The sequence below is a fragment of the Bacillus haimaensis genome, assembly GCF_048270625.1.
GTDB lineage: Bacteria > Bacillota > Bacilli > Bacillales > Bacillaceae_I > Sutcliffiella_A > Sutcliffiella_A haimaensis.
This window is the reverse complement of record NZ_CP158164.1, coordinates 256,051-278,845: the sequence shown is the minus strand read 5'-3', so window position 1 is coordinate 278,845 and position 22,795 is coordinate 256,051. Positions and strand designations below refer to the sequence as shown.

Below are 22,795 nucleotides of genomic sequence, written 5' to 3'. Positions count from 1 at the left end.
TGAAATGGTTTTTCTATGCTAATAATTCGAACACTCCAGCAGCACCCATACCGCCGCCGATGCACATGCTGACAATTCCGAACTGCTCGTTGCGGCGCTTCATTTCGTGAAGCAGCGTCAGTGTTAATTTAGATCCCGTACAACCCAGTGGATGCCCGAGTGCAATGGCACCACCATTTACATTCACCTTATCTTCATCAAGCCCAAGCTCACGCATAACCTGGATCGCCTGGGAAGCAAAGGCCTCGTTCAGTTCAAGCAATCCGATATCGGAAAGCTCGAGTCCAGCAAGCTTTAACGCTTTAGGGATCGCGACTACCGGTCCGATACCCATCACTTCCGGTGGAACCCCTCCTACTGCAAAGGAACGGAATTTTGCAATTGGCTTCAAGCCCAATGCTTCTGCTCTTTCCCTTTCCATAACAAGGACGGATGCCGCACCGTCGCTAGTCTGGGATGAGTTACCTGCAGTGACTGACCCTTTCACATTAAACGCTGGACGAAGCTTCGCAAGAACATCCATCGTTGTTCCTGCTCTTACACCTTCATCCTGGCTGAAGGTGAAGCTTGATTCCTGCAGCTTGTAGTTAGCGCCAACTTTTCGTACGGCTACATCAACCGGAACGATTTCGTCGACAAACTTCCCTTCCCGGATCGCTCTTGCCGCTCTTTCATGGCTTCTCACAGCAAAAGCATCCTGGTCTTCACGACTTACGCCATATTTGGACGCAACCTGCTCCGCTGTGTGCCCCATACCCATGTAATACTCTGGCGCTGAATCAACAAGTCTTGCGTTTGGACGCACCGTGTGGCCGACCATCGGCACCATGCTCATCGATTCCGCTCCACCTGCCAGGATACTTTCGGAATGCCCTAGCATGATCCGCTCTGCTGCATAGGCGATCGTTTGTAAGCCTGAAGAGCAGTACCTATTGATGGTGATGGCCGGGACACTGGACGGAAGTCCTGCCAAGCCACCGATATTCCTTGCCATGTTCAATCCTTGCTCCGCTTCCGGCATCGCACAACCGAAGATGAGGTCATCGATCGGACCATCGTAATTGCCGGCTCTTCTTAATGTTTCTTTTACTACCAATGCTCCTAGGTCGTCTGGACGTACTGTAGCCAAAGATCCTTTTTTCGCTCTGCCTACTGGTGTTCTAGCACCAGCAACTATCACCGCTTCTTTCAAAGTGCTCCCCTCGCTTTTCTAGTAGTTTAGTATTTTATGAAAAATTAGTTGCGTAATGGTTTTCCTTTTACAAGCATGTGCTGCATCCGCTGCTGGGACTTCGCTTCCCCTACAAGGCTCAGGAATGCTTCGCGCTCAAGATCCAATAGGTACTGCTCATCTACTTCCGTGCCATATGGTACATTTCCGCCTGCAATAACATGTGCCAGTTTTTTGGCGATTTTGAGGTCATGCTCAGAGATGAAGCCTGAATACTGCATGTTATAGGCACCAAGCATCAATGTTGCATAGCCTGTTTCCCCTGTCACTGGAATCTTTTTTCGTACTGGCGGTGTGTAGCCTGCTTCAAACAGATGAAGCGCCGCCTGCTTTGCATCGTGTATGAGATGATCGCCGTTAAAGCTGATTTGATCTTTATTATTAAGCAGGTGCAGATCTTTCGCTTCTGCAGCCGATGTGGATACCTTTGCAGTTGCAATCTGCTCGAACACCTTGTTTGCCACTTTTTGCAGGTCATAATCCAATCCCTCTGGCATGCTGTTCAAGTGCTTGATATACAGCTCTTTGTTACCTCCACCGCCAGGGATGAGTCCTACTCCCACTTCCACAAGGCCCATATACGTTTCGCTGGATGCCTGCAACTGGCTTGTCGGTAGGCAGATTTCCGTTCCGCCGCCGAGTGTCATGCCGAATGGTGCAGCGACTACCGGCTTTGGACTGTATTTGATTTTCATCATCGCTTGCTGGAAGTGCTTCACCACCATATCGATCTCGAAATAGTTGTCATCCTGCGCTTCCATCAGAATCATTGCAAGGTTTGCCCCTACACAGAAGTTCTTGCCCTGGTTCCCGATGACAAGACCTTTATAATTCTTATCCACTTCATCAATCGCGTAATTGACCATTTGGATGATATCAAGCCCGATTGCGTTGTTAGGTGACGTGAATTCCAGGAGTGCAACATCATCCCCAAGATCGATCAGGCTTGCACCGGAATTCTTTTTGATGACACCATTTGTCTCTTTTAAGGTTTTAAGGTGAACAACCTTTTTGTTCACTTCCATAGACTTGTATGTTCCATCTCCATAATAGGAAGTGGTTCCGTTGTCTTTTTTGTAGAAGCTGCGGTGGCCATTTGCCAAAAGCTCGTCAACCCACTTTGGAACCGGAATGCCATCTTCCTTCATTTTCATTACAGACTCTTCCACTCCGATTGCATCCCATGTCTCAAAAGGTCCACGGTCCCAGCCGAAGCCCCACTTCATCGCTTGGTCGATTGCCACAATATCATCCGCAATTTCCCCAAGCAGTTCCGCCGAATAGCTGAGTACCGGCGCAAGAATATTCCACAGGAGATTGCCTGCACGATCGTCCGCGTATACAAGCGCTTTCATTTTATTGCTGTAGCCTTTTGCCTGCTTGCTCATTTCCAGTGCCGGCGTTTTCAATTTCTTTCTTTGCTCATATTCGAATGTCTCAGCGTTCAGCTCGAGGATCTCTTTCCCTTGCTTCAGGTAGAACCCTTGCCCGGATTTGCTTCCAAGCCAGCCGTTCGCCTGCATTTTCTTCATAAAATCAGGTACTTGGAAAACTTCCTTCTCAGCACCCTCTACCTTATCGAACACATTGTTAGCAACGTGGATGAATGTATCAAGTCCCACTACATCCAATGTACGGAATGTCGCACTTTTCGGTCTGCCGATTGCAGGACCTGTAACAGAATCAACCTCACCGACACTGTAGCCGCCTTCAAGCATCTGCTTCACGGTAACAAGCAAACCGTATGTTCCGATTCTATTGGCAATAAAGTTTGGTGTATCTTTGGCAAGCACGATTCCTTTTCCAAGGACATCCTCCCCGAATGTCTTGATAAAGCTTACCACTTCAGGGTCTGTATCCTGTGTCGGAATGACCTCTAATAATTTCAAGTAGCGTGGTGGATTGAAAAAGTGTGTACCAAGGAAGTTCTTTCTGAAATCATCCGAGCGTCCTTCTGCCATTGCTTCAATGCTAATACCCGAAGTGTTGGAGCTGATGATGCTGCCCTGCTTACGATGAGCATCTACTTTTTCGAACAATTGCTTTTTGATTTCCAGGTTTTCCACGATGACCTCAATCACCCAGTCACATTCTGCGATTTTTGCGATGTCATCTTCCAGGTTGCCTGCTTCGATTAATTGCAGGTTTGATTTGGTTGTCAGTGGTGCCGGTTTTTGTTTGAGTAATTTTTGCAGCGCTGTGCTCGTATATTTATTACGTACTGCTTTATCAGAGAGTGTTAAGCCCTTTTGCTCTTCTTCACTCGTCAGTTTGTTAGGAACGATATCTAACAAGATTGTAGGAATACCAACGTTTGCTAAATGTGCCGCGATTCCGGACCCCATTACACCAGATCCGATGACAGCAACCTTTTTAATACTATGTTTCATTCTTCCTCCCCCTTGATAGTTGAATTTGATTTGATTTCATTTGTTGAATGAATACTCATTCATTTTTACTCCAAAAAAATATCTCCTTTACAAGAGTTCCTTTGATTTCAATAATAAAGTATTTATAGAATTTTCGCAATAAATAAATAAGGTTTTTCCATTTTATTTTACTTGATGAACCTGCATGCCGTTTTTCCTTGGAGGTAAAAATATGAAAGACGGAGGTGATAAGGATGGCAAAGATGAAAAAGCAGCCCTCACATGCGGCTAAAAGTGCAGCTAGCGTGAAAGGAAATTCCGGTCCGACGGTTGAGATGGATTACAGCGGGAAAAAGACGAGCAATAACCAGCAGTATGGGAAAGCGAATATGGAGGATTAATCAGCCAATTCTCTCCTGAATAATATTAAAAGGGAGAGCGTATTGTCCGCTCCCCCTTTTACATTGTACGATTATTTTTTGATCATCCCTTTTAGGACGAATGCCACGTTTGCTGGGCGCTCTGCCAAACGGCGCATGAAGTAGCCGTACCAGTCCGTACCATATGGAACGTAGACGCGCATTTTGTAGCCCTCTTTTACTAGCTCCAGCTGACGCTCCGGACGTATTCCGTACAACATCTGGAATTCAAATTGGTCATTTGGGATATTGTGCTTCTTGACCAATTCTTTTGTAAACTCAATCATTGCATCATCATGCGTGGCCACTGCTGTGTAGTTGCCGTTCAAAAGATGCATTTCAATGATTTTTTTGAAGTTATCGTCTACATCCTTCTTTTCAGGAAAAGCAACATGTGGTGACTCCTTGTATGCTCCCTTTACCAGACGAAGATTTGGATTGTATTGATTCAAGTCCTCGATATCTGTAACAGTACGGAAAAGATATGCCTGGATAACCGTTCCTACATTATCGAATTCTTCCTTCAGCCTCTTGAAGATTTCAATTGTCTTGCCACAGCGGGAGTAGTCTTCCATATCAATGGTGACAAATACACCGTTTTCCTTGGCCGCAGTAAGGATTCTGCGCATATTATTCATGACAATCTCGTCGGAAATGTCCAGACCCATGCTAGTCATTTTTAAAGATAGCTGAGAATCAAGCTTTTCTCTTCCGATAGCACGAATCGCTTCGATGCTGTTGTCTGCCATCTCATTTGCTTCCTGCTCTGTATCAATGAATTCACCAAGATAATCAATGGTCACACAAAGGTCTTTTCCATTTAATTCCTTGATGCACTGAACTGCCTGATCAATTCTTTCCCCGGCTACAAATCGCCCTGCTCCGAATCGCAAGCCATATTTTCTCGCCATTTTTGTTAACGCTTTGTTCTTTGATAAAAATAAAAACGCATTGCGCATAACTTGTTCCATGATGTTGTTCCTCCCATTGCTTCTAGATGCTCTCTCTATATCAACCTTAGCTGTTAGCCTAGTAAAATTATTCTGAAAAGCTCAGTAAACGCTTTCAACTCTTGCGACAAATTAAATTACATCCTCATTTTATCACCTTTTTTAAAATTTGAATACAAAATATTTGTCGGGAAATAGTAATTTATGTCGCTTATTATTGGAGCTTTTTTTCAACAAAGAACTGGTTGCGTACATAGAAATACTGATTTGGGACATTATACAAGTGATATTGAAAATCAGGAGGTCGTTGTATGCAACAACAACAGCAACAGCAGCCATCAACTGCGCAGCAAACAGGCTATTATCCACAGCCCCCAGCCGTTGTCACTACCAAAGACTCATTATATTTTGCAGATATGCTTTCTTGGAATCTGCTTGCGATGAAAAAGGCACATTTCTTTGCAAGTCAATGTCAGGACCAGGAAGTGGTGCAGGCCATTGAAAAGGCCGGGCAAATGCATCAGCGCCATTACCAGAAAGTACTATCCCATGTTCAGGGTCAAAATCAAATGCAGCAACAACAAAAGCCACTTCAATAAAGGAGGGGAATCCTAATGAACCAGCAGAAGATTCAAAACCCGGAGAGCCAAGTAACAAAAACCCCACAAATGAATGACCGTGATTTCATCAATGATATGCTCGCAACGGAAAAATATATGACCGCTTCCTACAGCACAACGCTGAATGAAGCAAGCAATCAGCAGATTTATACGGATTTACTGGCAATCTTCAATGAGACGCAGAACTGCCAGCGTGAATTGTACAACCTTATGTTCCAGAAGGGTTGGTATGCCTTGGAACAGGCCGATCAGCAGAAACTTCAGCAGCAATATCAGCAATTTCAGGGCTATACAAACCAGTTTCCTTATGGAAATAACGGCATGATGCAATAAGTGAGGAAAAGCAGCGATGGATGCTGCTTTTTTCTTTTGGGGTGGCACTGTTAAACACCGCTGTTGATTTCCGCACTAGGCTTCGCTTTCCGCGGGGCGCTGGTGGAGCCTCCTCGGCTGCGCCTGTGGGGTCTCCACTCTAGCGCTATCTCCCGCAGGAGTCTTCGCCTATTGCTCCAATCAACAGCTAACAAAGCCTATGTAATACAGTGTTCCACGCAATCTACATTCCTCATAAAAAACAAAAAAAGGACTATCTCCCAAGAAAGAAGACGGTCCTACTTTTTCGCACTTTTCGCGCGGTGCGCATCATTCAATTCTTTGATTTCTTTGATCAGGGTCATCATGTCCTGTTTGGCATCCGGGTATTGCTCGTTCCAGTGCTTTACCAGTGGTGGCATGGACTTTGCGATGTAGGTGTAGAGTACCCAGGCCTTGACGTTCTCCTTTTGTTCATCCGAGCACTCCCCTAAAAGAAGCTCCGTATATTTTTCAAGTAATCCATCAAGCTGTTGCTCCAATTTTTCATTCATCGTATTTCCTCCTCACCTTGCTCTCTAGACTTTGCATTCAAGTGGACAGGTTGAACAACGCGCTCCAGAAGAATTGGTCTGGTAATAGAAGCAGCATGTTTTCCTCACCCTTATATTCGCTTGATGCTTTAACACAAACACTTTCTCACTGTAGAAGTTTGCTGCCGGATTCCGGTTCATTCCGAATAAAGAGGCAGGTGCATCCAAGAGCGCCTGAAAATCTTCAGTTGCATGTTCGGTCACATCCAATTTCGGAAGGATAGTTTCATACAGCCAGTACACATAGAGCATGACATTTTCCCATAAGGTCTGCCTTGAAATTTTCGCTTCTTTCGCAACTTGCTCGATTAACGGAACAAACAGCCCCTGAAAAAGTGAACTAATATGCCTTGTTCTCCAATCACTACGACCATTTGATGGAGCCTCCTCTACATCAAGTTCATTGAATCGAATCTTTGGTAGCCAAGTCCCTTTGTCATAGAAGGAATCCAGCCAAATATTCTCCGGGGCGATCTGCAGGGTCTTATTAAAAGCTGACATACTCATGAAGCAATTGACTGCAAGAAAACCGAGTCTTTTCATCATCAAAGATGCAGCAACGTCATTCTTATCGGTACCGAGATCTTCCCGTATCGTTTCCAGATAGGAACAAACCGCTCCCTCTACCAATAACGAGGCAAGCTTCACCGAATTCGTGGATGAAGCCTGGCCCAGCACCAATCGTCCATTCTCCTCCAAAAACCTCTGTTCAGCTTGTGTGAGGCTTGTTGTTACTATCCTCATGCCCTTAACCCTTCCAGATTTGGTACGATGCATCGGCCTCTGCCATGCGGGATGCATAAAGGTGTACCGAAAAGTGGATCAGTGGTAACCTGGCAGCTCATATCAAAGACATTTTTCACAAGATCACAGTTGATGACTTCCTCAGGTTTCCCTTGGGCATAAATCTGTTTGTCACGAATGGCAACAATATGATGGGCATAACGGCAAGCCAGATTGAGGTCATGCAGGACCATGATGATCGTACGGTTTTCTTTTTCATTCAGTTCAAACAAAAGATCCAATATTTCAATCTGATGTGTCATGTCCAAATAGGTGGTCGGTTCATCGAGCAGGATGACATCCGTTTCCTGTGCAAGTGTCATGGCGATCCAGGCTCTTTGGCGCTGCCCGCCTGACAGGGAATCGACTGTACGCTCCGCCAATTCCTCCATCCCGGTTGCACGAAGGGAATCCCATACGACTTTTTCATCATGATCTGACCATTGCTTAAGCCACGATTGGTAAGGGTATCTACCTTGCTTGACGAGCTGAAGGACGGATAATCCCTCCGGTGCGACCGGCCCCTGCGGCAAGATAGCAAGCTGTTTCGCGATTTCCTTTGTCGATTGCTTGGAGATCGCCTTACCTTCTAAGAGCACATTCCCTTCAGCAGGCTTTAACAAACGAGCTAATGAACGAAGTAGAGTGGACTTCCCGCAACCATTTCCTCCAATGAATACGGTAATTTCCCCTTTTGGGATATTCAGGTCCAATTCCTCGATAATAATGGAATCACCATAGGATAATGTCAGGGACTTTGTTTCTAATGCGTTCATGTATTTTCCACCTTTCGTTAAGCGTTTCTCGTTTTATAAAGCAGATAGATAAAGTATGGTGCGCCGATTGATGCTGTAAATACGCCGGCAGGAATTTCAAGTGGCGAGAACATGGTTCTTCCGATCAGGTCCGCCAACATGACCAGGAATGCACCGATCAAGGCTGAAGTGGGAATCAATACCCCGAATGAGGAGCCCACAAGCCTGCGTGCGATATGAGGAGCCATCAAGCCGACAAATCCGATTCCGCCTGCAAATGCAACCGCGCCTCCGGTCAATGCTGTACTTAGGAATAAAAGCCCCATCCGATGTTTATGAACCGCTCCACCAACACCTGTGGCAATTTCATCCCCAAGCTCTTGAATATTCAGATGCCTTACTACCATGATGCTTACTAGTAACAGTAATATAGTCCATGGAAGAAGGATTTTCACGTGATCCCAGTTGGAACCGTAAACAGTTCCTGTGATCCATATATTTGCCTGGCTTGCTCGATAGATCGGGCCAAGTATCATAAATAAAGTCGTAAGTGCCTGCATCAGCGTGGAAATTCCAATTCCGATCAGCACAAGGCGAACGGGAGATAGACCATTTTTCCACGAAAGGGTATAAACCACTATGGCAATCGCCGTTGCACCGATAAAGGCGCTTAATGGCAGCCATTGAATACTGACGGTCAATGAATTATTACTGTCACTGAACAGTGCAAGAAAAAGGACGACCGCAGTAGAAGCCCCACCCGTTAATCCTATAATATCAGGAGATGCTAACGGGTTACGAATTATGCCTTGTAAAATCGCTCCGGCAACCGCGAGGGATATTCCCACCAATAGTGCAATGATGATTCTCGGTAAACGAAAGGATTGGACCACAAGTGTCTCCATTTGATCTCCATATCCGAAAAACACCTTCACTACATTCCAGGGGGAGATTTTCATGTCCCCCATTCCAGTACTGATAATAAACAGGGCAATCACCGATAAGGCTAATCCCAGTATGGCAAGCATCGCTTTTTTATCGATAAAGAATGAAACCGAACTTTGCCAAAGCCTGAATGTTTTATACTTTTTCATTTCCCGTGGAACCCCCTTCTCGCGATATAGATGAAGAATGGAGTTCCGACAATGGCCGTCATGACACCAACAGGAACTTCTTGAGGCATGATGACGTAACGTGCTCCGATATCTGCCACCAAAAGTAGGATCGCGCCTAAAATTGTGCAGTACGGAGCAAGCCAGCGATGGTCCGTGCCAACAAAATATCTTGCCACATGCGGGATGACGATGCCAATGAACACAATCGGCCCTGCTATTGCAACGGAACCGCCGGCCAATAAAATGATCACGACAGCAGCAACAAGCTTCACCAGTCCCGTTTTGACACCAAGACTGGTTGCCACATCGTCACCCATTGCCAATAGATTCATCTTTTTGCCTATGAACAAGGAGGCAATGAACGCAACCGCAATATATGGGCCTACTGCAGTGACAACTTCCAGCTTGCGCCCTTGGACAGATCCGGCTAGCCAGAACAGTACCTGATCGAGGGCAGTTTCATTGACTACCAATAGCCCCTGCGTCAGGGATGAGAACATAGCGGCAAAAGCGGCGCCGGCAAGTGTCAGCTTCATCGGGGTCAGGCCCTCACGGCCGATCGAGCCAATAAAATAAACGGCAAAGGCAGCAACGGCTGCACCAAGGAATGCCAGCCATGTATACGTTTGTAAAGATGTAACTGAGAAAAAGGAAACCGCTACGACAACGAAAAAACTCGCTCCAGCATTAATTCCGAAAATACCGGGTGATGCTAGCGGGTTTTTCGTTAAAGCCTGCATCCATAAACCCGATAAAGCCAAACTGGCTCCAACAATGGCAGCAATGATGGCTCTTGGCAACCTAACCGATTGAACGATGATGTGTTCATTCGAGCCATCGAAATTTCTGAATGCTTCTATTGCCAAGCCAAGACTTGTATCTGTATATCCATAAATAATGCTTGCAACAAAACAGAGAAATAATAGGAAGGAACCCACTAGTAACCCTATTATTTTTTGACTTGTTGTCCGTAATAACATAATGAGTACCTTCTATCTATATACCATTTTTATATCCACTATAAGTTTAGGAGAATACACCCAATGTGTCAATGACTTTGAAAATCATTCTCAAAAAATATATTGACAACCATTCTCATTCCCAGTAATATCATATTTGTAAATGAAAATCATTATCACTATTAACGGGGGAATTACATAATGTTTAAGAACAAAAAGTTTTTCACACTATTTTTATTAAGCATCGTTACTTCATTGTTATTGGCTGCTTGCGGCAATAACAGCGGAAACAATAATGCGGGCAAAGATAACGAAGGAAACGGGGATGCACCTAAAGAAGAAACATCCTACACAGTGGAACATGCAATGGGAACCGCTGAAATCAAAGGCACTCCTGAAAAAGTGGTTATATTAACAAACGAAGGAACAGAAGCGCTTCTTGCGATGGGAGTCAAGCCTGTTGGAGCGGTTCAATCATGGTTAGGCGACACTTGGTACGATCATATCAAATCTGATATGGAAGGCGTAGAAGTTGTCGGAACGGAAAGCGCAGTAAACCTGGAAGCGATTGCTGCCCTTAAACCGGACCTTATTATCGGTAACAAACTTCGTCAAGAGGACGTTTACGAGCAACTGAATGCTATTGCACCGACTGTTTTCGCTGAGACGTTAAAAGGTGACTGGAAAGAAAACTTTGCACTTTACTCAAAAGCATTGAATAAAGAAGAAGAAGGCAAGAAAGTAATGGATGATTACGATGCACGTGTTGCAAGCATCAGTGAAGAAGCGGGAGACAAACTGCAACAGGAAGTTTCCATCGTCCGTTTTACAGCTGGAGATGTTCGTATCTATCACAAGGACTCATTCTCTGGTGTTATCCTGGATCAATTAGGATTTGCTAGACCTGAATCTCAAAACGTCAATGATTTTGCAGAAAAGAACGCAACAAAAGAAAGAATTCCAGCCATGGACGGAGACATTCTATTCCACTTCTCTTATGAAACTGGCGAAGGGGACGCAACAAAGCTTAAAGCAGAATGGTTGGAAGACCCTCTATTCAAAAATCTTGAAGTAGCGAAAGCTGGAAACGTACACGAAGTAAGTGATGCAATATGGAATACAGCAGGTGGTGTAATGGCAGCTAACCTGATGCTCGATGACATTGAAAAAATCATTCTTGAAAAATAAGAAGGTATGTAAAAAGGAGACAGCGATGGCTGCCTCCTTTTTTTGTTCTCCTATTTACACAAACTCTTTGATATCGTACACTCTGCCATTCTCCATTGTACTAGAAAGAACCAGATCCAGCATTTTTTGTGCCACAATGACTGGTGAACGGAGCTCCCCTTTTTCGTGGTAGTTCTTGAAAACTTCTACATTTGTGAAGTCTTCCTTATCCGCTTGTCGAATGGTCCCCTGCATATCCGTATCCATGATTCCTGGTGAGAATGAAATGATGGTTGCAGGATTTGCCGCCGTCTCTTGCTCATGTCCGACAGATTTTGTGAACATATCAAGCCCCGCTTTGGTCGTTCCATATGTATTCCAGCCATAAATAGGACGATTGGCAGCTCCTGAGCTGATATTGACTATTACTTTTTTACAATCCCAATCTTCCGTCAGCTTTAGAAATTCATTGGTAATGAGCATTGGTGTCAGGAGGTTCAGATGGACACTTTTCGTCATAGATTCCGGATCTGATTTTCCTGCCGGTTTGATGGGATCTACCATACCGGCATTGTTGATAAAATATATCCCTTCCAGCTTTTCTTTATTGATGGACTTTATGATTTTCATGACCATGCCCGGAATCTTTTCATGTTCACTTAAATCTTCGTTCATAAATTGTAACGCTACCCCTAACTCTTGAGCTAGCCGAACCAATTCTTCGTTATCGTTTCTTGCAATGCAAATCAACTCGTTGTTCTCCTTTAAAAGAAGTTGTGCAGTTGCTTCACCCAGGCCTTTGGACGCGCCAGTCACAATAAAAACGTTCATCGTTCATTCCTCCTTATTTTTACCAGTCTATATAAAGAAGTGGCAATTTGCCAGCCATCCGACCTGCGATTGCCCATTTTAAAAGGAATTAGATTTACCAAGCCGACCCAGGAGCTAAATAGGATAAATAAATGGAAAAGAAGAAGGTCATACTCGCTTAAGAGTGGAAGAACCAAAAAAATGGAGGCAATATTGAACAAAGGACCACCAAGCGAGATGAAAGCCACTTTTTCCGGAGACAGTACCCCTTCCCTGCTATTGGTGGAATATCCTCCTAAAAACACAAGGTAATGAACTCGGTACCGAATCGACGCATGGGAAAAATGGAACCATTCAGGTCCTATACCTAAAACGATTTCCGTTTCCTTGATACCGAACAGCTTGGCAAAAAGAACATGACCCATCTCATGAATCAGATGGACAGATGGAACTATGAATAAGAAAAACAGCAGAATTTCCCACATCAAATTGATAACCCTCTTTAGTAAATGCCTTTAGATACACTTATTATACATGACTTGGTGTTGGAGTTTGTGGAAAAACAGTGATGGGATGTGAATGAAATATGAAAAAACCTGACCAGTCAACTGGTCAGGCATTTCTTCATTTTTATAAAATATCCAACCAAATCTTCACGGTTGTCGCTAAAATCAGAAGTGCCAAAGTCCATTGCAGCACTTTGGTGTTCATCTTCTGTCCAAGCTTTGCTCCGATCGGGGCAGCAATGATACTTGCCACTACCATCACGATAGCCGGAATCAATAACACTTGACCCGTTGTGATTTTCCCCACCGTACTACCTATGGAGGAAATAAACGTAATGGCAAGAGAAGTGGCAATGGTCATTCTTGTAGGGATTTTCAGCACCACAAGCATGATCGGAACAAGCAGGAACGCACCTGCTGCTCCAACAATTCCCGAGCCGATCCCGACAATAAATGCCAATATCGCTGCAACGGCCTTGTTGAATGTCACCTGATCGAATGGAATATCATCTATACCTTTTTTAGGGATAAACATCATAATAACAGCAATCAAAGCTAATATTCCATACACCACGTTAATAGAATCCTCATTCATAAAGCCTGAGCCATAACCACCGATAAAACTTCCGAGAAGGATACTGACACCCATATAGATAATCAATTCCTTATTCAGGAAGCCACCTTTTCGGTATGCCCATACACCGGAAATTGTTGCAAAGAACACTTGAACCGCACTCACACCGGATACCTCATGGGCTGTCAGAGCAGTCAATCCAAGTAAAGGTGGAATATAAAGCAGCATCGGATATTTAATAATCGACCCGCCAATCCCGACCATACCGGAAACAAACGACCCTACAAACCCAATCGCAAACAACGTCACAATCCACATTAAATCAAACTCCATCATTCATTCCCCTCCTTCAGTACGACACGATGGATGAAATTCCTGCCGGGGTCTGGCCCCTTTCAGGAATTTCATCATCTGCCATATTTTCAAATCACATCGCTATTATGGTTATTATCCGTGAACTGCACAGCGGTTTGGACCGATTTCCATGTCGCGCTGCTCGTCGTCTGATGGGTTGATTTTACCCATGTTCATTTCACGGATTTGCTGGTATGCATTCGGTTGTGGAGGAAGGTTTTCGGAAACCAGCTTGCGGAATTCCTCTTCGTCCTCAATGTTCAGTCCAGCGTTGTTTTGGAACAGTTCGCCTAAGCGTGCTGCCACTAATCCACCTTCGCCAACTTCAGACATCGTACCAAAGTGGGCAGGTAGAACGATTAATTCCTCTGATAGTTCTTTGTATCGTGCGTATAAAGTTTCTCGAAGATCTGCCACCCAGTCCTCCGCTTTACCAGCTAAATCAGGTCGGCCAATAGATTCTACGAACAGGATGTCTCCACTCAATAGGAAGCGGTTATCTACTACAAAAGATGTACTTCCGATAGTATGTCCTGGAGAATAGATAGCTTGAACCGCCACTTTTGTAGAACCAACAGTAATTTCTACACCGTCTTCCAGCTTTTCATAAGCAAATGTCACTTCTTCTGCATCTTTCGGAGGCAACCAGTATGTTGCATTTGTTGCTTCACGCAGCAAACGTCCTCCAGAGATGTGATCGGCATGTAAATGAGTATCCGCAACATGAACAAGCTTTAATCCTTTTTCTACGATGAAGGATACATATTGATCAACCATGCGAGTGGAATCGATGATCATCGCTTCTCCATCAGATTCTACAAGATAGGATAAGCAGCCTTTTCCGATACGTACGAATTGATATAATGTTCCTCCATCGGCCAGATCAGCAACTTTCACAGGCTCCAAGTACTCACTCCAAGCCTTCATTCCACCTTTTAGGTAGGATACATTCTTCACACCAGCTTCCACCAGCATTTCACCAACGAACACAGAAGAGCCTTCTTTTGCACAAACTACAAGAACATTCTCAAGCGGAATATCTCCTAAGATCTCTTCCACGCCTTCCATAAGATCGAAATAAGGAATATTCTTATGCTTTACAGAAGAGCCTTCGATTTTCCAATCAGCAAATGCGTCTTCATTACGTACATCCAAAATAAATAATGGCTCATTGTTTAAAATTTTCTTTGTAACTTCTTTAGCAGTCATTGCGTTTAACATGAGTAAATACCCCCTACGGTATAATTTTAGTTAAAAAAATTTAGGCAGTAGGACCTTCCCACTTGGACATTCCAGGAATAACGTTAATAACATTAGTAAAGCCTTTGTCAGTCAACTTTTGAGCGGCTAGATCACTGCGGCTTCCTGTACGGCAAATAATATACGTTTCTTTTGTTTTATCTAAGCTTTCCGCTAGTGCTTCCAATTCACCAAGAGGCATGGAAACAGCGCCAGGAATATGGCCAAAAGCATATTCTGCAGGCTCACGAACATCTATAACTGTTACATCATCGTTTAATTTTGCTTGTAGCTCATCATTGCTTGCTGTATGCGGGTGCTTCTTTTCCTCTTTTTCTTCTTCAGAACGAGCCTTACGGATGTAATGCTTCAGCACATCGCCTTCTTCCATCGTACCTAAATACTGATGGCCCACTTTTTCTGCCCAAGCAGCAATATCCGCTTTGGACCCTTTATCTGTTGCCAATACTTCTAGAACTTCCCCAGATTCTATCTGGTCGATTGATTTTTTTGTACGTACGATTGGCATTGGACATGCCAACCCCTTTGCATCAAGCGTTAAATTTACTTTCATCAATAAACAGCTCCCTTGCCAGAATTATTTTACTTCGCCTTCCCAATCGAGCATTCCGCCTACCATATTCGTTACATCAAAGCCTTGTGCTTCCAAAAACATCGTAGCTTGAGCACTTCTTGCTCCTGAACGGCAAACGATGATATGCGCTTTCGTTTTATCAATATCCTGTGTACGGAACTCCAATAAGCTTAAAGGAATGTTGGTTGCTACAGGGATCTTACCTGCAGCTACCTCTTCCGCTTCTCTTACATCAATAATCGAAACTTCCTCACCGGCAGTCAGCTTTTTTTCTAATTCTTTTGTAGAAATTTGCTTCATTACATTTCCCCCTTCTTTTCTTTTTACCAGGCGTTCATGCCGCCCTTTACATTTGCCACCTTTGTAAAACCAAACTTTTTCAGCTTTTTAACCGCTGCATTGCTACGCATGCCGCTTTGACAGATGACCACGATCTCTTTTTCTTTCGATAGCTTACCTGTCTCTGTGTGCAAAGTAGCCAATGGCAGGTTCTTGAATTGTTTAATATGATTTCCCTTGTACTCCAACGGTGTGCGTACATCAATGAACTGCTTGTTCTTATCGTTCAGTTCCTTTTTCAGATCAGCTGTTGTAAGCTGTCTTACTCCGGAAGCTGGTTTCATTTTCAATAAAAGAAATACAATGATTGCTCCAATTAGAACGTATTGAATGATTTCCATCGATCGTTTCACATCCTATATGAATAAGTTGACATTACCTTCAGATGCATCAGCTAAATATGCTCCTACTCCTGCATATTCGATTCCTTCAAGCATCTCTTCATGCTTCAAGCCTAATAAGTCCACTGTCATCTGGCATCCAACCAATTTCACGTCCAGGTCTTTCGCCAATTCAATCAAGTTAGGAAGAGACTCTACATTATGCTTTTTCATGATTCCCTTGATCATTTTCGGACCCATTCCTGCCATATGCATGTTGGACAAACCTAATCTGTTTGCTCCACGCGGCATCATTTTCCCGAACATTTTTTCGATAAAATTCTTCTTTACAGGCACAAGCTCATCCTTACGTAAGGCATTCAATCCCCAGAATGTATGGAAAATCGTTACCTCATGATCGTATGCTGCTGCACCAGTTGCAATAATATAAGCGGCCATTGCCTTATCATAATCTCCACTGAATAATACGATGGTTGTTTTCTTTTTTTCGATTGTCATAGGTTAAGTTCCTCCTTAGGCTTTCTTGATATAAAATGTAAATACGTCTTGCTCTTCTTTCATGTCCACTAATTCGTTACCTGTAGATTTGGACCATGCAGCCAGGTCGGTTTTAGCACCCTTATCTGTTGCAATTACTTCCAGGATCTCACCAGAGTTCAATTCGTTTAAAGCTTTTTTTATTTTTACTAATGGCATTGGGCAAGCTAATCCTTTAACATCTAATACTTTGTTTGCATTCATTTTTTCATTTCCTCCTTGAGTGTTGGTTTATCATCATATACCTACCGGGGTATGTTTTTAGTTAAAAATATATACCACCTGGGGTATTAAAGTTTGTAAAAAAAATTATCTGTGTTCATTGTATACCCTATTGGGTATTTTGTAAAGCGATTTTTTATACCCTGCACGGTATTTTTCGGGATAATAATATACCCATGAAGGTATACTATCGATTCGATCTTTGGCTTGCTATTTATCTGCTTTTGATTAATAAATCAATAGCTTGTTTAACTACTTCACTTGTGTCTTCACCATTCAGTACATTTTGGCGGACACATTCCTCCAGGTTGGTACTGACAATTACGCCAATGGCTCGATCAATCGCCGTTTTGGCTGCATTCAATTGCATTACAACATCGCGGCAATCCTCGCCCTGCTCCATCATATGAAGCACCCCGCGAATCTGGCCCTCAGCCCGTTTCAAACGATTCTTCACTTGAGAGTTATACTCCATAATCCTTACACCTCCAAAATAATCTTTGAATGAGGTCTGCCCTCACTCACAACTTACATGCCCCTATATTATACCCCCGTAGGTATTTTGTCAACACCTGAGATTTGAATAATAATAAGGGAGTAAAATAAGGGAGTAAAATAAGGGGCCAGACCCCGGCAGGAATTTTGATTTACACGTCGAAGGCTTTTTGTTATTTTGATTGTATGCTCGATGTTTTTGTAGGCTCTTTACGTATTTGATATTGATTGTTTGTGCAGGATTTACTTATTTATAGGTATTGAGCAGGATGACTAGTTGTGAAGGTAGATGCGATAATAGTCGAAAAACAACCATCTATTCGAAAACAGCGTTAAGTGTGGAGGCGTATGTATGAAGTATAAACGGAATGAGCCGTTTCGATATGAATTTGGAATGCCAGTGAGGGTGAATTTCTATATCAGCAGGATCAACGGGAAGACCACTGCATCGTCCGAAGGCGAGGGCGTGGTGCTGGACATCAGCCCAAGTGGATTAAGAATGCAGTCCTCCTTGGACATCCCATCCAATCAGGAGGTCGAGCTGACGATGCATATGACCATCGGCAGTCGGGAAATCGCCGTAATCGGGAACATCGTTTGGCAGAAAAAGGTGTACCCAACATACCAGTATGGGGTAGAAATGATTTCAGATGCCTTTGAGGAACAAATCATTTTTGCATTAAAGGAGTTCCAGAAGCAGCATCGATCTAATAGTAGTGATAAATAAAAATGAGCGCCCCCTCCATTTCAGATTGGAGAAAGACGCTCTTTTTTATCTTGTGCTAACGAGTCCGGGTACCTGTTCCAAAAAGCGCTTCGCAATCAAAATCCCCTCTTTGGTTCTCTGCAAGTCTCCGCCCCAGACCGGGTCTTCGTGCTCAATACTGATTACCCCATTATATCCCGCTTCCTGGAGCTCTGATATAAACTTGGTCCAATCAAGAGCCCCTAGACCAGGCAGACGATACCGCCACCAGCTGAAGTCTGTCAGGAATCCTACCCTCTTCAAGCGGTCCGTATTTATTTCCGTATCCTTTGCATGCACATGAAAGATTTTGCTAGCGAACTCTTTAATAGGAAGATAAGGATCAATGAACTGCCAAATTAGATGTGACGGATCATACGCCAGTCCGACATTGGGTGAGTCCAAGCGTTTAAACAGGAGGCTCATCAGCTCAGGTGAAATTGCAATGTTCCCCATCAAAGGACAGTTCTCAAACGCGATTTTTACATTTTCCCTCTCCGCCAAGACAACAATCTCTTCAAAAAAGGCTTCCACCTGATCTAAACTATTCTCCGGTTTGGAACGGATGGCGTCGTAGCTGTCATAGCGATCACCCTTAGCACTGTTCGAGATGCCGGTTGAAGTGACAACCGTCGGAATACCAAGTTCCCCCGCCTTTTTTATTCTCGTCATCAGTTCCTCTCGATGACCGGTAGCTATTTCCGCATCTTCACTTAGAAAATTCCGGCAGTATGTCAATGCCGCAATATTGATCTTTCCTTCTGAAACCACTCTCTCCAAGTGGTCAAAAGGTATGTTCGGTCCTATTTCCAAATGACCAAAGCCTTGCTCTAGTGACCATTCTATTATTTTGTTTATATCTGTTATTCCATGATGCACAATCGAATTCGTCAAATAACCGAGTTTCATCTGATCATCACTCTTTTTCATTTTTTGACTTTGTAAACACCGCTGATGATTTCCGCACTAGGCTGCGCTTTCCGCGGGGCGTTAGTGGAGCCTCCTCGGCTTCGCCTGCGGGGTCTCCACGAAACGCCGCTTCCCGCAGGAGTCTTCGCCTATTGCTCCAATCAACAGCTAAGCGTCGTTTTAACAAATCACTTATTATTTATTTTTTCACTTATTTATTTATCGAAGCTGTAAAGATGCTTTCCAATAAGGCGATACTTGCAGCCCCAATTATTCCTTGCTGATCTCCCAATCCGGTTGTGATGATTTCTACCTTCCTCTTTTTAGCCAAGAAGGAATTTGCGTTTGCTTTTTCCCTGATTTCCTTAAGCAGTGGCCATTCCTCCTGTGCCAGGTCGCCACCAATGACGATCTTCTGGACGTGAAACATATTAATGAAGGAAGAGAGTACTACCGCAATTTTGTTACCAGCGGCACGAAGGGATTCCAATGCGTCGGCTTCCCCATTTTGGCATGCTTCCATTACACTTTTTATGGAATCCTTTTTAAGCTCATGTAGGACAGCATCCTCTGAGGCATACCGCTCCAAGCAGCCTTTGTTGCCGCACCAGCAGCCTCTTCCCTCCGGCTGATAGGTCATGTGGCCAAATTCACCTGCACCCGTTGTTTCACTGCGATAGAGCTGATCTCTTAGAAACAGTCCCGAACCTATCCCTTGTCCGATATAGACACATAAAAAGTCCGTTTGGGTTTTACATGCTCCGAACATCTTCTCGGCTAAGGTCATGGCGCGAACATGGTGGTCCACATGGACGGAAAGTTTCAGCGATCTAGATAGCTCTGCCGCAATCTCAACATTCTCCCACCCAAGGTGCTCCGCTTCCAGTATCGTTCCATTTTCATAATCCACCAGGCCGACAGATCCAACACCGATGCAAGAAACGGGGAGTGCTTTGTTTTCTTGCAAAAAGCTTTCTAATTTGGTCGTCAGAAGCCTTAGAAAATCATCCTGCTTAATCGGTTCAGGCAGATCAAAGCTTGTCGACTTCAGCACTTTTCCTCTTAGTGTCACGATGCCCAATTCCACACGGTCACTTCTTATATGTACGCCGGCGACCCTTTTTTTCTCTTCATTTAATCCAAGAACCACCGTTTTGCGGCCTGCTCTTTTCAGTTCACTGACACCGTTCCCAAGCTCCACCACATAACCGTACTCCATCAGTTCATTGACAATATTGGTGATCGTTGCAGGGGTTAGCTTGGTGAAGGCCGCAATTTCCTGCCTGGTCGGCGACTCGAGCCTCAGTAGTGTTTGAAACACAAGCGTTCTATTTAATTGTTTCGTTCTTAACGTATTCTGACCTATAAATGACATTTCCAAAATCCCCTTTTCCTCGGTAGCTCAAGGTTGTGATCGGATTTATACGGCAAGGAGGGCATGCTCCTGCACTCCTACTACTCAGGGGTTTGAAAAGTTAACCTGCCAAGTATGATGCCTTCTATAATCCTACCTTACATAATCGAAGTTCATGTGCCCCGTCTGCTCTTGTATATTCATAATAATACCATATTTGCCCCTCATGAATAATGGCATCTACATAGCGGACAGCCTTCTTCAGGCTTGTTTCAAGAGCAGGTCCATCAACATTTATTTTTGCAAAAGTTTTTAGGTCGGCTGTTACCGCCAACGCAACCTTCTCCTCGTAATTCTGCTCTACCCCAATGCTTCCATCCCATAGGACTGTGTAGGTACCTTCAAAAGGAATGATAGTCGTCACTCGGGATTGGTATTGGTCCCATCCTGCTTCACTTACCGGCAGTACGGTTTGGCTCCATTCAAAATTCACACCATCGCTGCTCACCGCAAGACCTGTCGGTGCAACGGCAAGCCCGGTATTATGGACGTCACCTGTTCCATGCATTCCTTTATCCTCCGCTCCCTTCAATCCTTGAGCGTATACGAAATACATATAATACAAATCATCATGCTTCACGATGTAAGGATCCTTGACACCCTCCACTCCCTCTTGGTCGGAAGCAGTCAGCACTTTTTGGCGTTTATCCACATCGAAGGTTGCAGGCGTCTCAGCCTCCACGACGTCTATTCTCCAGCGGTTGTCAGCAGGATCGACATAACTGATATACAGTCTGTAAAGATTATCATTCACTTTTACAAGAGATGAACGCTCGATGGAACTGGAATTCAATTGCTTTTTGTGCAAACTCCACACATCCGTGAAGTTTTCGCCGTCCTTGCTGCTTGCTATTCTCACTTCAAAGCCACGCTCGTTTTCTCCATGGCCACGTGGGTTTCTTAAGCGATAATATAAATAGAAAGTTTCATCCTTTTCATCAAAAAGAATGGTCGGAGCACCTGCCCAATAGCCTGTTTCAGTTCCAAGAGGTGACACCACAGCCTTCCCTTCCTCTGGATTAAATAATGGTGCCAGTTTAATTTGATTTGTCATTACTTCTGTTTTCCCCATTTTTCATTCTCCTCACTGTCATCAATTTAGATTTCTGATATCTTCACTCTTCTGCCTTGCTCGCTGGAAAGGACTGCCGCATCAATCACCCTTGCCATTGCTGCTCCATAGGCGAAGGAAAGCTCGTGTTCCTTGCCATTTGCAATTGCTTCATAAAACTCCTGGTACTGCTTCCCTCGGGCCAATCCAGGAAATTTGTGTTTTTCCTGAAATTCCATTAGAACCGCTTCGGCAGCCCAAGACCCGTCTTCTGTCCTATTTCGGAAAAAGACTTCCCCCTGCTGATTCATCGAAACCGCTCCCTTAGTTCCTACGATTTCAATACCATCTCCTTCAGGCGGCAAAAGACGGGAATTATTTAATGTACAAATAGCACCATTTTGCAGTTTTAAAATAACAGCAGCTAGGTCATCATTGCTGACCATCCCCTGTCCTTTATCACCCTTGCGATATGGAATGAATGTTCCAAGCTCCGCCTGCACCTCCTGAACTGCCCCGCATGCTTCATGAAGAAAAAAATGAATCAGGTCGACTTGGTGGATACCAAAATCAGCCACTGCACCAGGTCCCGAAGTCTCCTTCTTCATCCGCCATTCCAGTCCCACATTGGGGTTTCCGATTCTCCATCCTCCAAGCTTATGCCGGTAGGAAAAGACTTCTCCCAGTTTTCCCTCCTCGATGATTTCCTTGATAAGCTGGGCATAGGGATGATAGCGATACTGCATGCCCATATAATTTACAATCCCAACCTTTTCCGCTTCCTCCGCCAAAATCTTGGACTCGTAGTAATCAATCGAGAGAGGCTTTTCGCATAACACGGGCACCTTTCGTTTCATTGCTTCCCTTGCAATGATTCCATGCGATAAGTTATCGGTACAGATGGTGATGGCATCCACCTTTTCAAAGACTTCCTCCAAGCTCGAACAGATGATGCCCTCTGTTAGATTGTTCCTTTCCGTCCATTGCTTGGCATTTTCATACTTGATATCATAGATTGCCGTCAGTTCCCACTCGGAAACCGCCTGGATCCCTTTAAGATGGTCCGTAGCCACACCTATTGTTTGGCCTGTTCCAATAATTCCAATCCTTAAACCCATGACTGTACACCTCAATCCGTATGATTTAGAAAAAGTGTTTAATTGATTAATTCATTAAATTTATTTATAATTCAAGCATATCATTTCCTTTTAATATCCTCAATAATAATTTTATCTTATTAAAGCCTCCATTACTTAGCAATAGTTATAGGTGAGGCTGACTTCTTTCAATAAAAACGTTTCAACAATAAATGAAATGTGATACTATTACTCTGTAAATACTCATTTAAACGCTTTGTAACAAAAGGATTTTTTGTCTACTCTTTGATATCT

Annotated in this window: 27 protein-coding genes; 5 read left to right on the top strand and 22 right to left on the bottom strand. The window is 43.9% G+C overall.

Going from position 1 to position 22,795, the window contains the following annotated elements; all coding sequences use genetic code 11:
• Positions 1–13 precede the first annotated feature (13 nt).
• Positions 14–1,192: an acetyl-CoA C-acetyltransferase gene (locus ABN702_RS01190; protein WP_417899055.1), complete on the bottom strand. Its 1,179-nt coding sequence runs from the start codon at positions 1,190–1,192 to the stop codon at positions 14–16.
• A gap of 44 nt (positions 1,193–1,236) precedes the next feature.
• Entirely contained in the window at positions 1,237–3,621 is a 2,385-nt protein-coding gene (locus ABN702_RS01185; RefSeq protein WP_417899054.1) for a 3-hydroxyacyl-CoA dehydrogenase NAD-binding domain-containing protein, read from the bottom strand.
• A 233-nt stretch (positions 3,622–3,854) separates the two neighbouring features.
• On the opposite strand from ABN702_RS01185, the gene ABN702_RS01180 reads away from it, so the two are divergent.
• Positions 3,855–4,001, top strand: coding sequence for a YuzL family protein (locus ABN702_RS01180; protein WP_386641032.1), 147 nt, complete (start codon positions 3,855–3,857; stop codon positions 3,999–4,001).
• Between the two features lie 71 nt (positions 4,002–4,072).
• On the opposite strand, the gene ABN702_RS01175 is transcribed toward ABN702_RS01180, so the two are convergent.
• Complete coding sequence (locus ABN702_RS01175) at positions 4,073–4,990, bottom strand: proline dehydrogenase family protein (protein ID WP_417899053.1); 918 nt, start codon at positions 4,988–4,990, stop codon at positions 4,073–4,075.
• Positions 4,991–5,280: 290 nt separating this feature from the next.
• On the opposite strand from ABN702_RS01175, the gene ABN702_RS01170 reads away from it, so the two are divergent.
• Positions 5,281–5,568, top strand: coding sequence for a hypothetical protein (locus ABN702_RS01170; RefSeq protein ID WP_417899052.1), 288 nt, complete (start codon positions 5,281–5,283; stop codon positions 5,566–5,568).
• A 15-nt stretch (positions 5,569–5,583) separates the two neighbouring features.
• Positions 5,584–5,922 (top strand): spore coat protein, encoded by a 339-nt coding sequence (locus ABN702_RS01165; RefSeq protein ID WP_417899051.1) that lies wholly within the window; start codon positions 5,584–5,586, stop codon positions 5,920–5,922.
• A gap of 278 nt (positions 5,923–6,200) precedes the next feature.
• Here the strand turns inward: ABN702_RS01165 and ABN702_RS01160 are convergent, their stop codons facing one another.
• Genes ABN702_RS01160 through ABN702_RS01140 form a run of 5 tightly spaced genes read right to left on the bottom strand, consistent with a single transcriptional unit; the run spans position 6,201 to position 10,127 of the window.
• Positions 6,201–6,455 carry a YusU family protein gene (locus tag ABN702_RS01160; protein WP_417899050.1) on the bottom strand — a complete coding sequence of 85 codons (255 nt, stop codon included), beginning with the start codon at positions 6,453–6,455 and terminating at the stop codon, positions 6,201–6,203.
• A 24-nt stretch (positions 6,456–6,479) separates the two neighbouring features.
• Entirely contained in the window at positions 6,480–7,238 is a 759-nt protein-coding gene (locus ABN702_RS01155; RefSeq protein WP_417899049.1) for an IucA/IucC family C-terminal-domain containing protein, read from the bottom strand.
• Entirely contained in the window at positions 7,235–8,053 is an 819-nt protein-coding gene (locus ABN702_RS01150) for an ABC transporter ATP-binding protein (RefSeq protein ID WP_417899048.1), read from the bottom strand. The genes ABN702_RS01155 and ABN702_RS01150 overlap by 4 nt, the downstream gene beginning before the upstream one ends.
• Positions 8,054–8,070: 17 nt before the next feature.
• Positions 8,071–9,126, bottom strand: a complete 1,056-nt coding sequence (locus ABN702_RS01145) for a FecCD family ABC transporter permease (protein ID WP_417899047.1) — start codon at positions 9,124–9,126, stop codon at positions 8,071–8,073.
• On the bottom strand, positions 9,123–10,127 hold the full coding sequence (locus ABN702_RS01140; protein ID WP_417899046.1) for a FecCD family ABC transporter permease: 1,005 nt from the start codon (positions 10,125–10,127) through the stop codon (positions 9,123–9,125). Before ABN702_RS01140 ends, ABN702_RS01145 begins: the two co-directional genes overlap by 4 nt.
• 180 nt (positions 10,128–10,307) lie before the next feature.
• On the opposite strand from ABN702_RS01140, the gene ABN702_RS01135 reads away from it, so the two are divergent.
• A complete protein-coding gene (locus ABN702_RS01135) occupies positions 10,308–11,294 on the top strand; it encodes an ABC transporter substrate-binding protein (RefSeq protein ID WP_417899045.1) in 987 nt (328 codons plus the stop codon).
• A 54-nt stretch (positions 11,295–11,348) separates the two neighbouring features.
• Here the strand turns inward: ABN702_RS01135 and ABN702_RS01130 are convergent, their stop codons facing one another.
• From ABN702_RS01130 to ABN702_RS01085, 10 genes are all read right to left on the bottom strand, one after another.
• Positions 11,349–12,104: a (S)-benzoin forming benzil reductase gene (locus ABN702_RS01130; RefSeq protein ID WP_417899044.1), complete on the bottom strand. Its 756-nt coding sequence runs from the start codon at positions 12,102–12,104 to the stop codon at positions 11,349–11,351.
• A complete protein-coding gene (locus ABN702_RS01125) occupies positions 12,101–12,568 on the bottom strand; it encodes a site-2 protease family protein (RefSeq protein WP_417900784.1) in 468 nt (155 codons plus the stop codon). Before ABN702_RS01125 ends, ABN702_RS01130 begins: the two co-directional genes overlap by 4 nt.
• Positions 12,569–12,713: 145 nt before the next feature.
• On the bottom strand, positions 12,714–13,496 hold the full coding sequence (locus ABN702_RS01120) for a sulfite exporter TauE/SafE family protein (RefSeq protein WP_417900783.1): 783 nt from the start codon (positions 13,494–13,496) through the stop codon (positions 12,714–12,716).
• 114 nt (positions 13,497–13,610) lie between these two features.
• On the bottom strand, positions 13,611–14,738 hold the full coding sequence (locus tag ABN702_RS01115; protein ID WP_417899043.1) for an MBL fold metallo-hydrolase: 1,128 nt from the start codon (positions 14,736–14,738) through the stop codon (positions 13,611–13,613).
• Between the two features lie 40 nt (positions 14,739–14,778).
• Positions 14,779–15,333: a sulfurtransferase TusA family protein gene (locus ABN702_RS01110; RefSeq protein WP_417899042.1), complete on the bottom strand. Its 555-nt coding sequence runs from the start codon at positions 15,331–15,333 to the stop codon at positions 14,779–14,781.
• Between the two features lie 21 nt (positions 15,334–15,354).
• On the bottom strand, positions 15,355–15,651 hold the full coding sequence (locus ABN702_RS01105; RefSeq protein WP_417899041.1) for a rhodanese-like domain-containing protein: 297 nt from the start codon (positions 15,649–15,651) through the stop codon (positions 15,355–15,357).
• A gap of 23 nt (positions 15,652–15,674) precedes the next feature.
• On the bottom strand, positions 15,675–16,031 hold the full coding sequence (locus ABN702_RS01100) for a rhodanese-like domain-containing protein (RefSeq protein WP_417899040.1): 357 nt from the start codon (positions 16,029–16,031) through the stop codon (positions 15,675–15,677).
• A 15-nt stretch (positions 16,032–16,046) separates the two neighbouring features.
• Positions 16,047–16,529, bottom strand: a complete 483-nt coding sequence (locus tag ABN702_RS01095) for a DsrE/DsrF/DrsH-like family protein (RefSeq protein ID WP_204412338.1) — start codon at positions 16,527–16,529, stop codon at positions 16,047–16,049.
• A gap of 15 nt (positions 16,530–16,544) precedes the next feature.
• A complete protein-coding gene (locus ABN702_RS01090; RefSeq protein ID WP_417899039.1) occupies positions 16,545–16,772 on the bottom strand; it encodes a sulfurtransferase TusA family protein in 228 nt (75 codons plus the stop codon).
• Positions 16,773–17,004: 232 nt separating this feature from the next.
• The gene (locus tag ABN702_RS01085; protein ID WP_417899038.1) at positions 17,005–17,265 is read right to left on the bottom strand and encodes a metal-sensitive transcriptional regulator; all 261 of its coding nucleotides are present in this window, start codon (positions 17,263–17,265) and stop codon (positions 17,005–17,007) included.
• A gap of 372 nt (positions 17,266–17,637) precedes the next feature.
• On the opposite strand from ABN702_RS01085, the gene ABN702_RS01080 reads away from it, so the two are divergent.
• The gene (locus ABN702_RS01080) at positions 17,638–18,012 is read left to right on the top strand and encodes a PilZ domain-containing protein (protein ID WP_417899037.1); all 375 of its coding nucleotides are present in this window, start codon (positions 17,638–17,640) and stop codon (positions 18,010–18,012) included.
• 45 nt (positions 18,013–18,057) lie between these two features.
• Here the strand turns inward: ABN702_RS01080 and ABN702_RS01075 are convergent, their stop codons facing one another.
• The 4 genes from ABN702_RS01075 to ABN702_RS01060 all read right to left on the bottom strand — a co-directional run bounded on the left by ABN702_RS01075 (position 18,058) and on the right by ABN702_RS01060 (position 22,522).
• Complete coding sequence (locus tag ABN702_RS01075; RefSeq protein WP_417899036.1) at positions 18,058–18,939, bottom strand: sugar phosphate isomerase/epimerase family protein; 882 nt, start codon at positions 18,937–18,939, stop codon at positions 18,058–18,060.
• A 211-nt stretch (positions 18,940–19,150) separates the two neighbouring features.
• Positions 19,151–20,314: an ROK family transcriptional regulator gene (locus ABN702_RS01070; protein WP_417899035.1), complete on the bottom strand. Its 1,164-nt coding sequence runs from the start codon at positions 20,312–20,314 to the stop codon at positions 19,151–19,153.
• A gap of 124 nt (positions 20,315–20,438) precedes the next feature.
• Positions 20,439–21,425, bottom strand: coding sequence for a hypothetical protein (locus ABN702_RS01065; protein ID WP_417899034.1), 987 nt, complete (start codon positions 21,423–21,425; stop codon positions 20,439–20,441).
• A 26-nt stretch (positions 21,426–21,451) separates the two neighbouring features.
• Positions 21,452–22,522 (bottom strand): Gfo/Idh/MocA family protein, encoded by a 1,071-nt coding sequence (locus ABN702_RS01060; protein ID WP_417899033.1) that lies wholly within the window; start codon positions 22,520–22,522, stop codon positions 21,452–21,454.
• Positions 22,523–22,795 lie beyond the last annotated feature (273 nt).

Bases quoted from the DNA above. Each gene is read 5' to 3' on its own strand.
- ABN702_RS01185 (WP_417899054.1), bottom strand. From the start codon at position 3,621: ATGAAACATAGTATTAAAAAGGTTGCTGTCATCGGATCTGGTGTAATG.
- ABN702_RS01180 (WP_386641032.1), top strand. From the start codon at position 3,855: ATGGCAAAGATGAAAAAGCAGCCCTCACATGCGGCTAAAAGTGCAGCT.
- ABN702_RS01175 (WP_417899053.1), bottom strand. From the start codon at position 4,990: ATGGAACAAGTTATGCGCAATGCGTTTTTATTTTTATCAAAGAACAAA.
- ABN702_RS01170 (WP_417899052.1), top strand. From the start codon at position 5,281: ATGCAACAACAACAGCAACAGCAGCCATCAACTGCGCAGCAAACAGGC.
- ABN702_RS01165 (WP_417899051.1), top strand. From the start codon at position 5,584: ATGAACCAGCAGAAGATTCAAAACCCGGAGAGCCAAGTAACAAAAACC.
- ABN702_RS01160 (WP_417899050.1), bottom strand. From the start codon at position 6,455: ATGAATGAAAAATTGGAGCAACAGCTTGATGGATTACTTGAAAAATAT.
- ABN702_RS01155 (WP_417899049.1), bottom strand. From the start codon at position 7,238: ATGAGGATAGTAACAACAAGCCTCACACAAGCTGAACAGAGGTTTTTG.
- ABN702_RS01150 (WP_417899048.1), bottom strand. From the start codon at position 8,053: ATGAACGCATTAGAAACAAAGTCCCTGACATTATCCTATGGTGATTCC.
- ABN702_RS01145 (WP_417899047.1), bottom strand. From the start codon at position 9,126: ATGAAAAAGTATAAAACATTCAGGCTTTGGCAAAGTTCGGTTTCATTC.
- ABN702_RS01140 (WP_417899046.1), bottom strand. From the start codon at position 10,127: ATGTTATTACGGACAACAAGTCAAAAAATAATAGGGTTACTAGTGGGT.
- ABN702_RS01135 (WP_417899045.1), top strand. From the start codon at position 10,308: ATGTTTAAGAACAAAAAGTTTTTCACACTATTTTTATTAAGCATCGTT.
- ABN702_RS01130 (WP_417899044.1), bottom strand. From the start codon at position 12,104: ATGAACGTTTTTATTGTGACTGGCGCGTCCAAAGGCCTGGGTGAAGCA.
- ABN702_RS01125 (WP_417900784.1), bottom strand. From the start codon at position 12,568: ATGTGGGAAATTCTGCTGTTTTTCTTATTCATAGTTCCATCTGTCCAT.
- ABN702_RS01120 (WP_417900783.1), bottom strand. From the start codon at position 13,496: ATGGAGTTTGATTTAATGTGGATTGTGACGTTGTTTGCGATTGGGTTT.
- ABN702_RS01115 (WP_417899043.1), bottom strand. From the start codon at position 14,738: ATGTTAAACGCAATGACTGCTAAAGAAGTTACAAAGAAAATTTTAAAC.
- ABN702_RS01105 (WP_417899041.1), bottom strand. From the start codon at position 15,651: ATGAAGCAAATTTCTACAAAAGAATTAGAAAAAAAGCTGACTGCCGGT.
- ABN702_RS01100 (WP_417899040.1), bottom strand. From the start codon at position 16,031: ATGGAAATCATTCAATACGTTCTAATTGGAGCAATCATTGTATTTCTT.
- ABN702_RS01095 (WP_204412338.1), bottom strand. From the start codon at position 16,529: ATGACAATCGAAAAAAAGAAAACAACCATCGTATTATTCAGTGGAGAT.
- ABN702_RS01090 (WP_417899039.1), bottom strand. From the start codon at position 16,772: ATGAATGCAAACAAAGTATTAGATGTTAAAGGATTAGCTTGCCCAATG.
- ABN702_RS01085 (WP_417899038.1), bottom strand. From the start codon at position 17,265: ATGGAGTATAACTCTCAAGTGAAGAATCGTTTGAAACGGGCTGAGGGC.
- ABN702_RS01080 (WP_417899037.1), top strand. From the start codon at position 17,638: ATGAAGTATAAACGGAATGAGCCGTTTCGATATGAATTTGGAATGCCA.
- ABN702_RS01075 (WP_417899036.1), bottom strand. From the start codon at position 18,939: ATGAAACTCGGTTATTTGACGAATTCGATTGTGCATCATGGAATAACA.
- ABN702_RS01070 (WP_417899035.1), bottom strand. From the start codon at position 20,314: ATGTCATTTATAGGTCAGAATACGTTAAGAACGAAACAATTAAATAGA.
- ABN702_RS01065 (WP_417899034.1), bottom strand. From the start codon at position 21,425: ATGGGGAAAACAGAAGTAATGACAAATCAAATTAAACTGGCACCATTA.
- ABN702_RS01060 (WP_417899033.1), bottom strand. From the start codon at position 22,522: ATGGGTTTAAGGATTGGAATTATTGGAACAGGCCAAACAATAGGTGTG.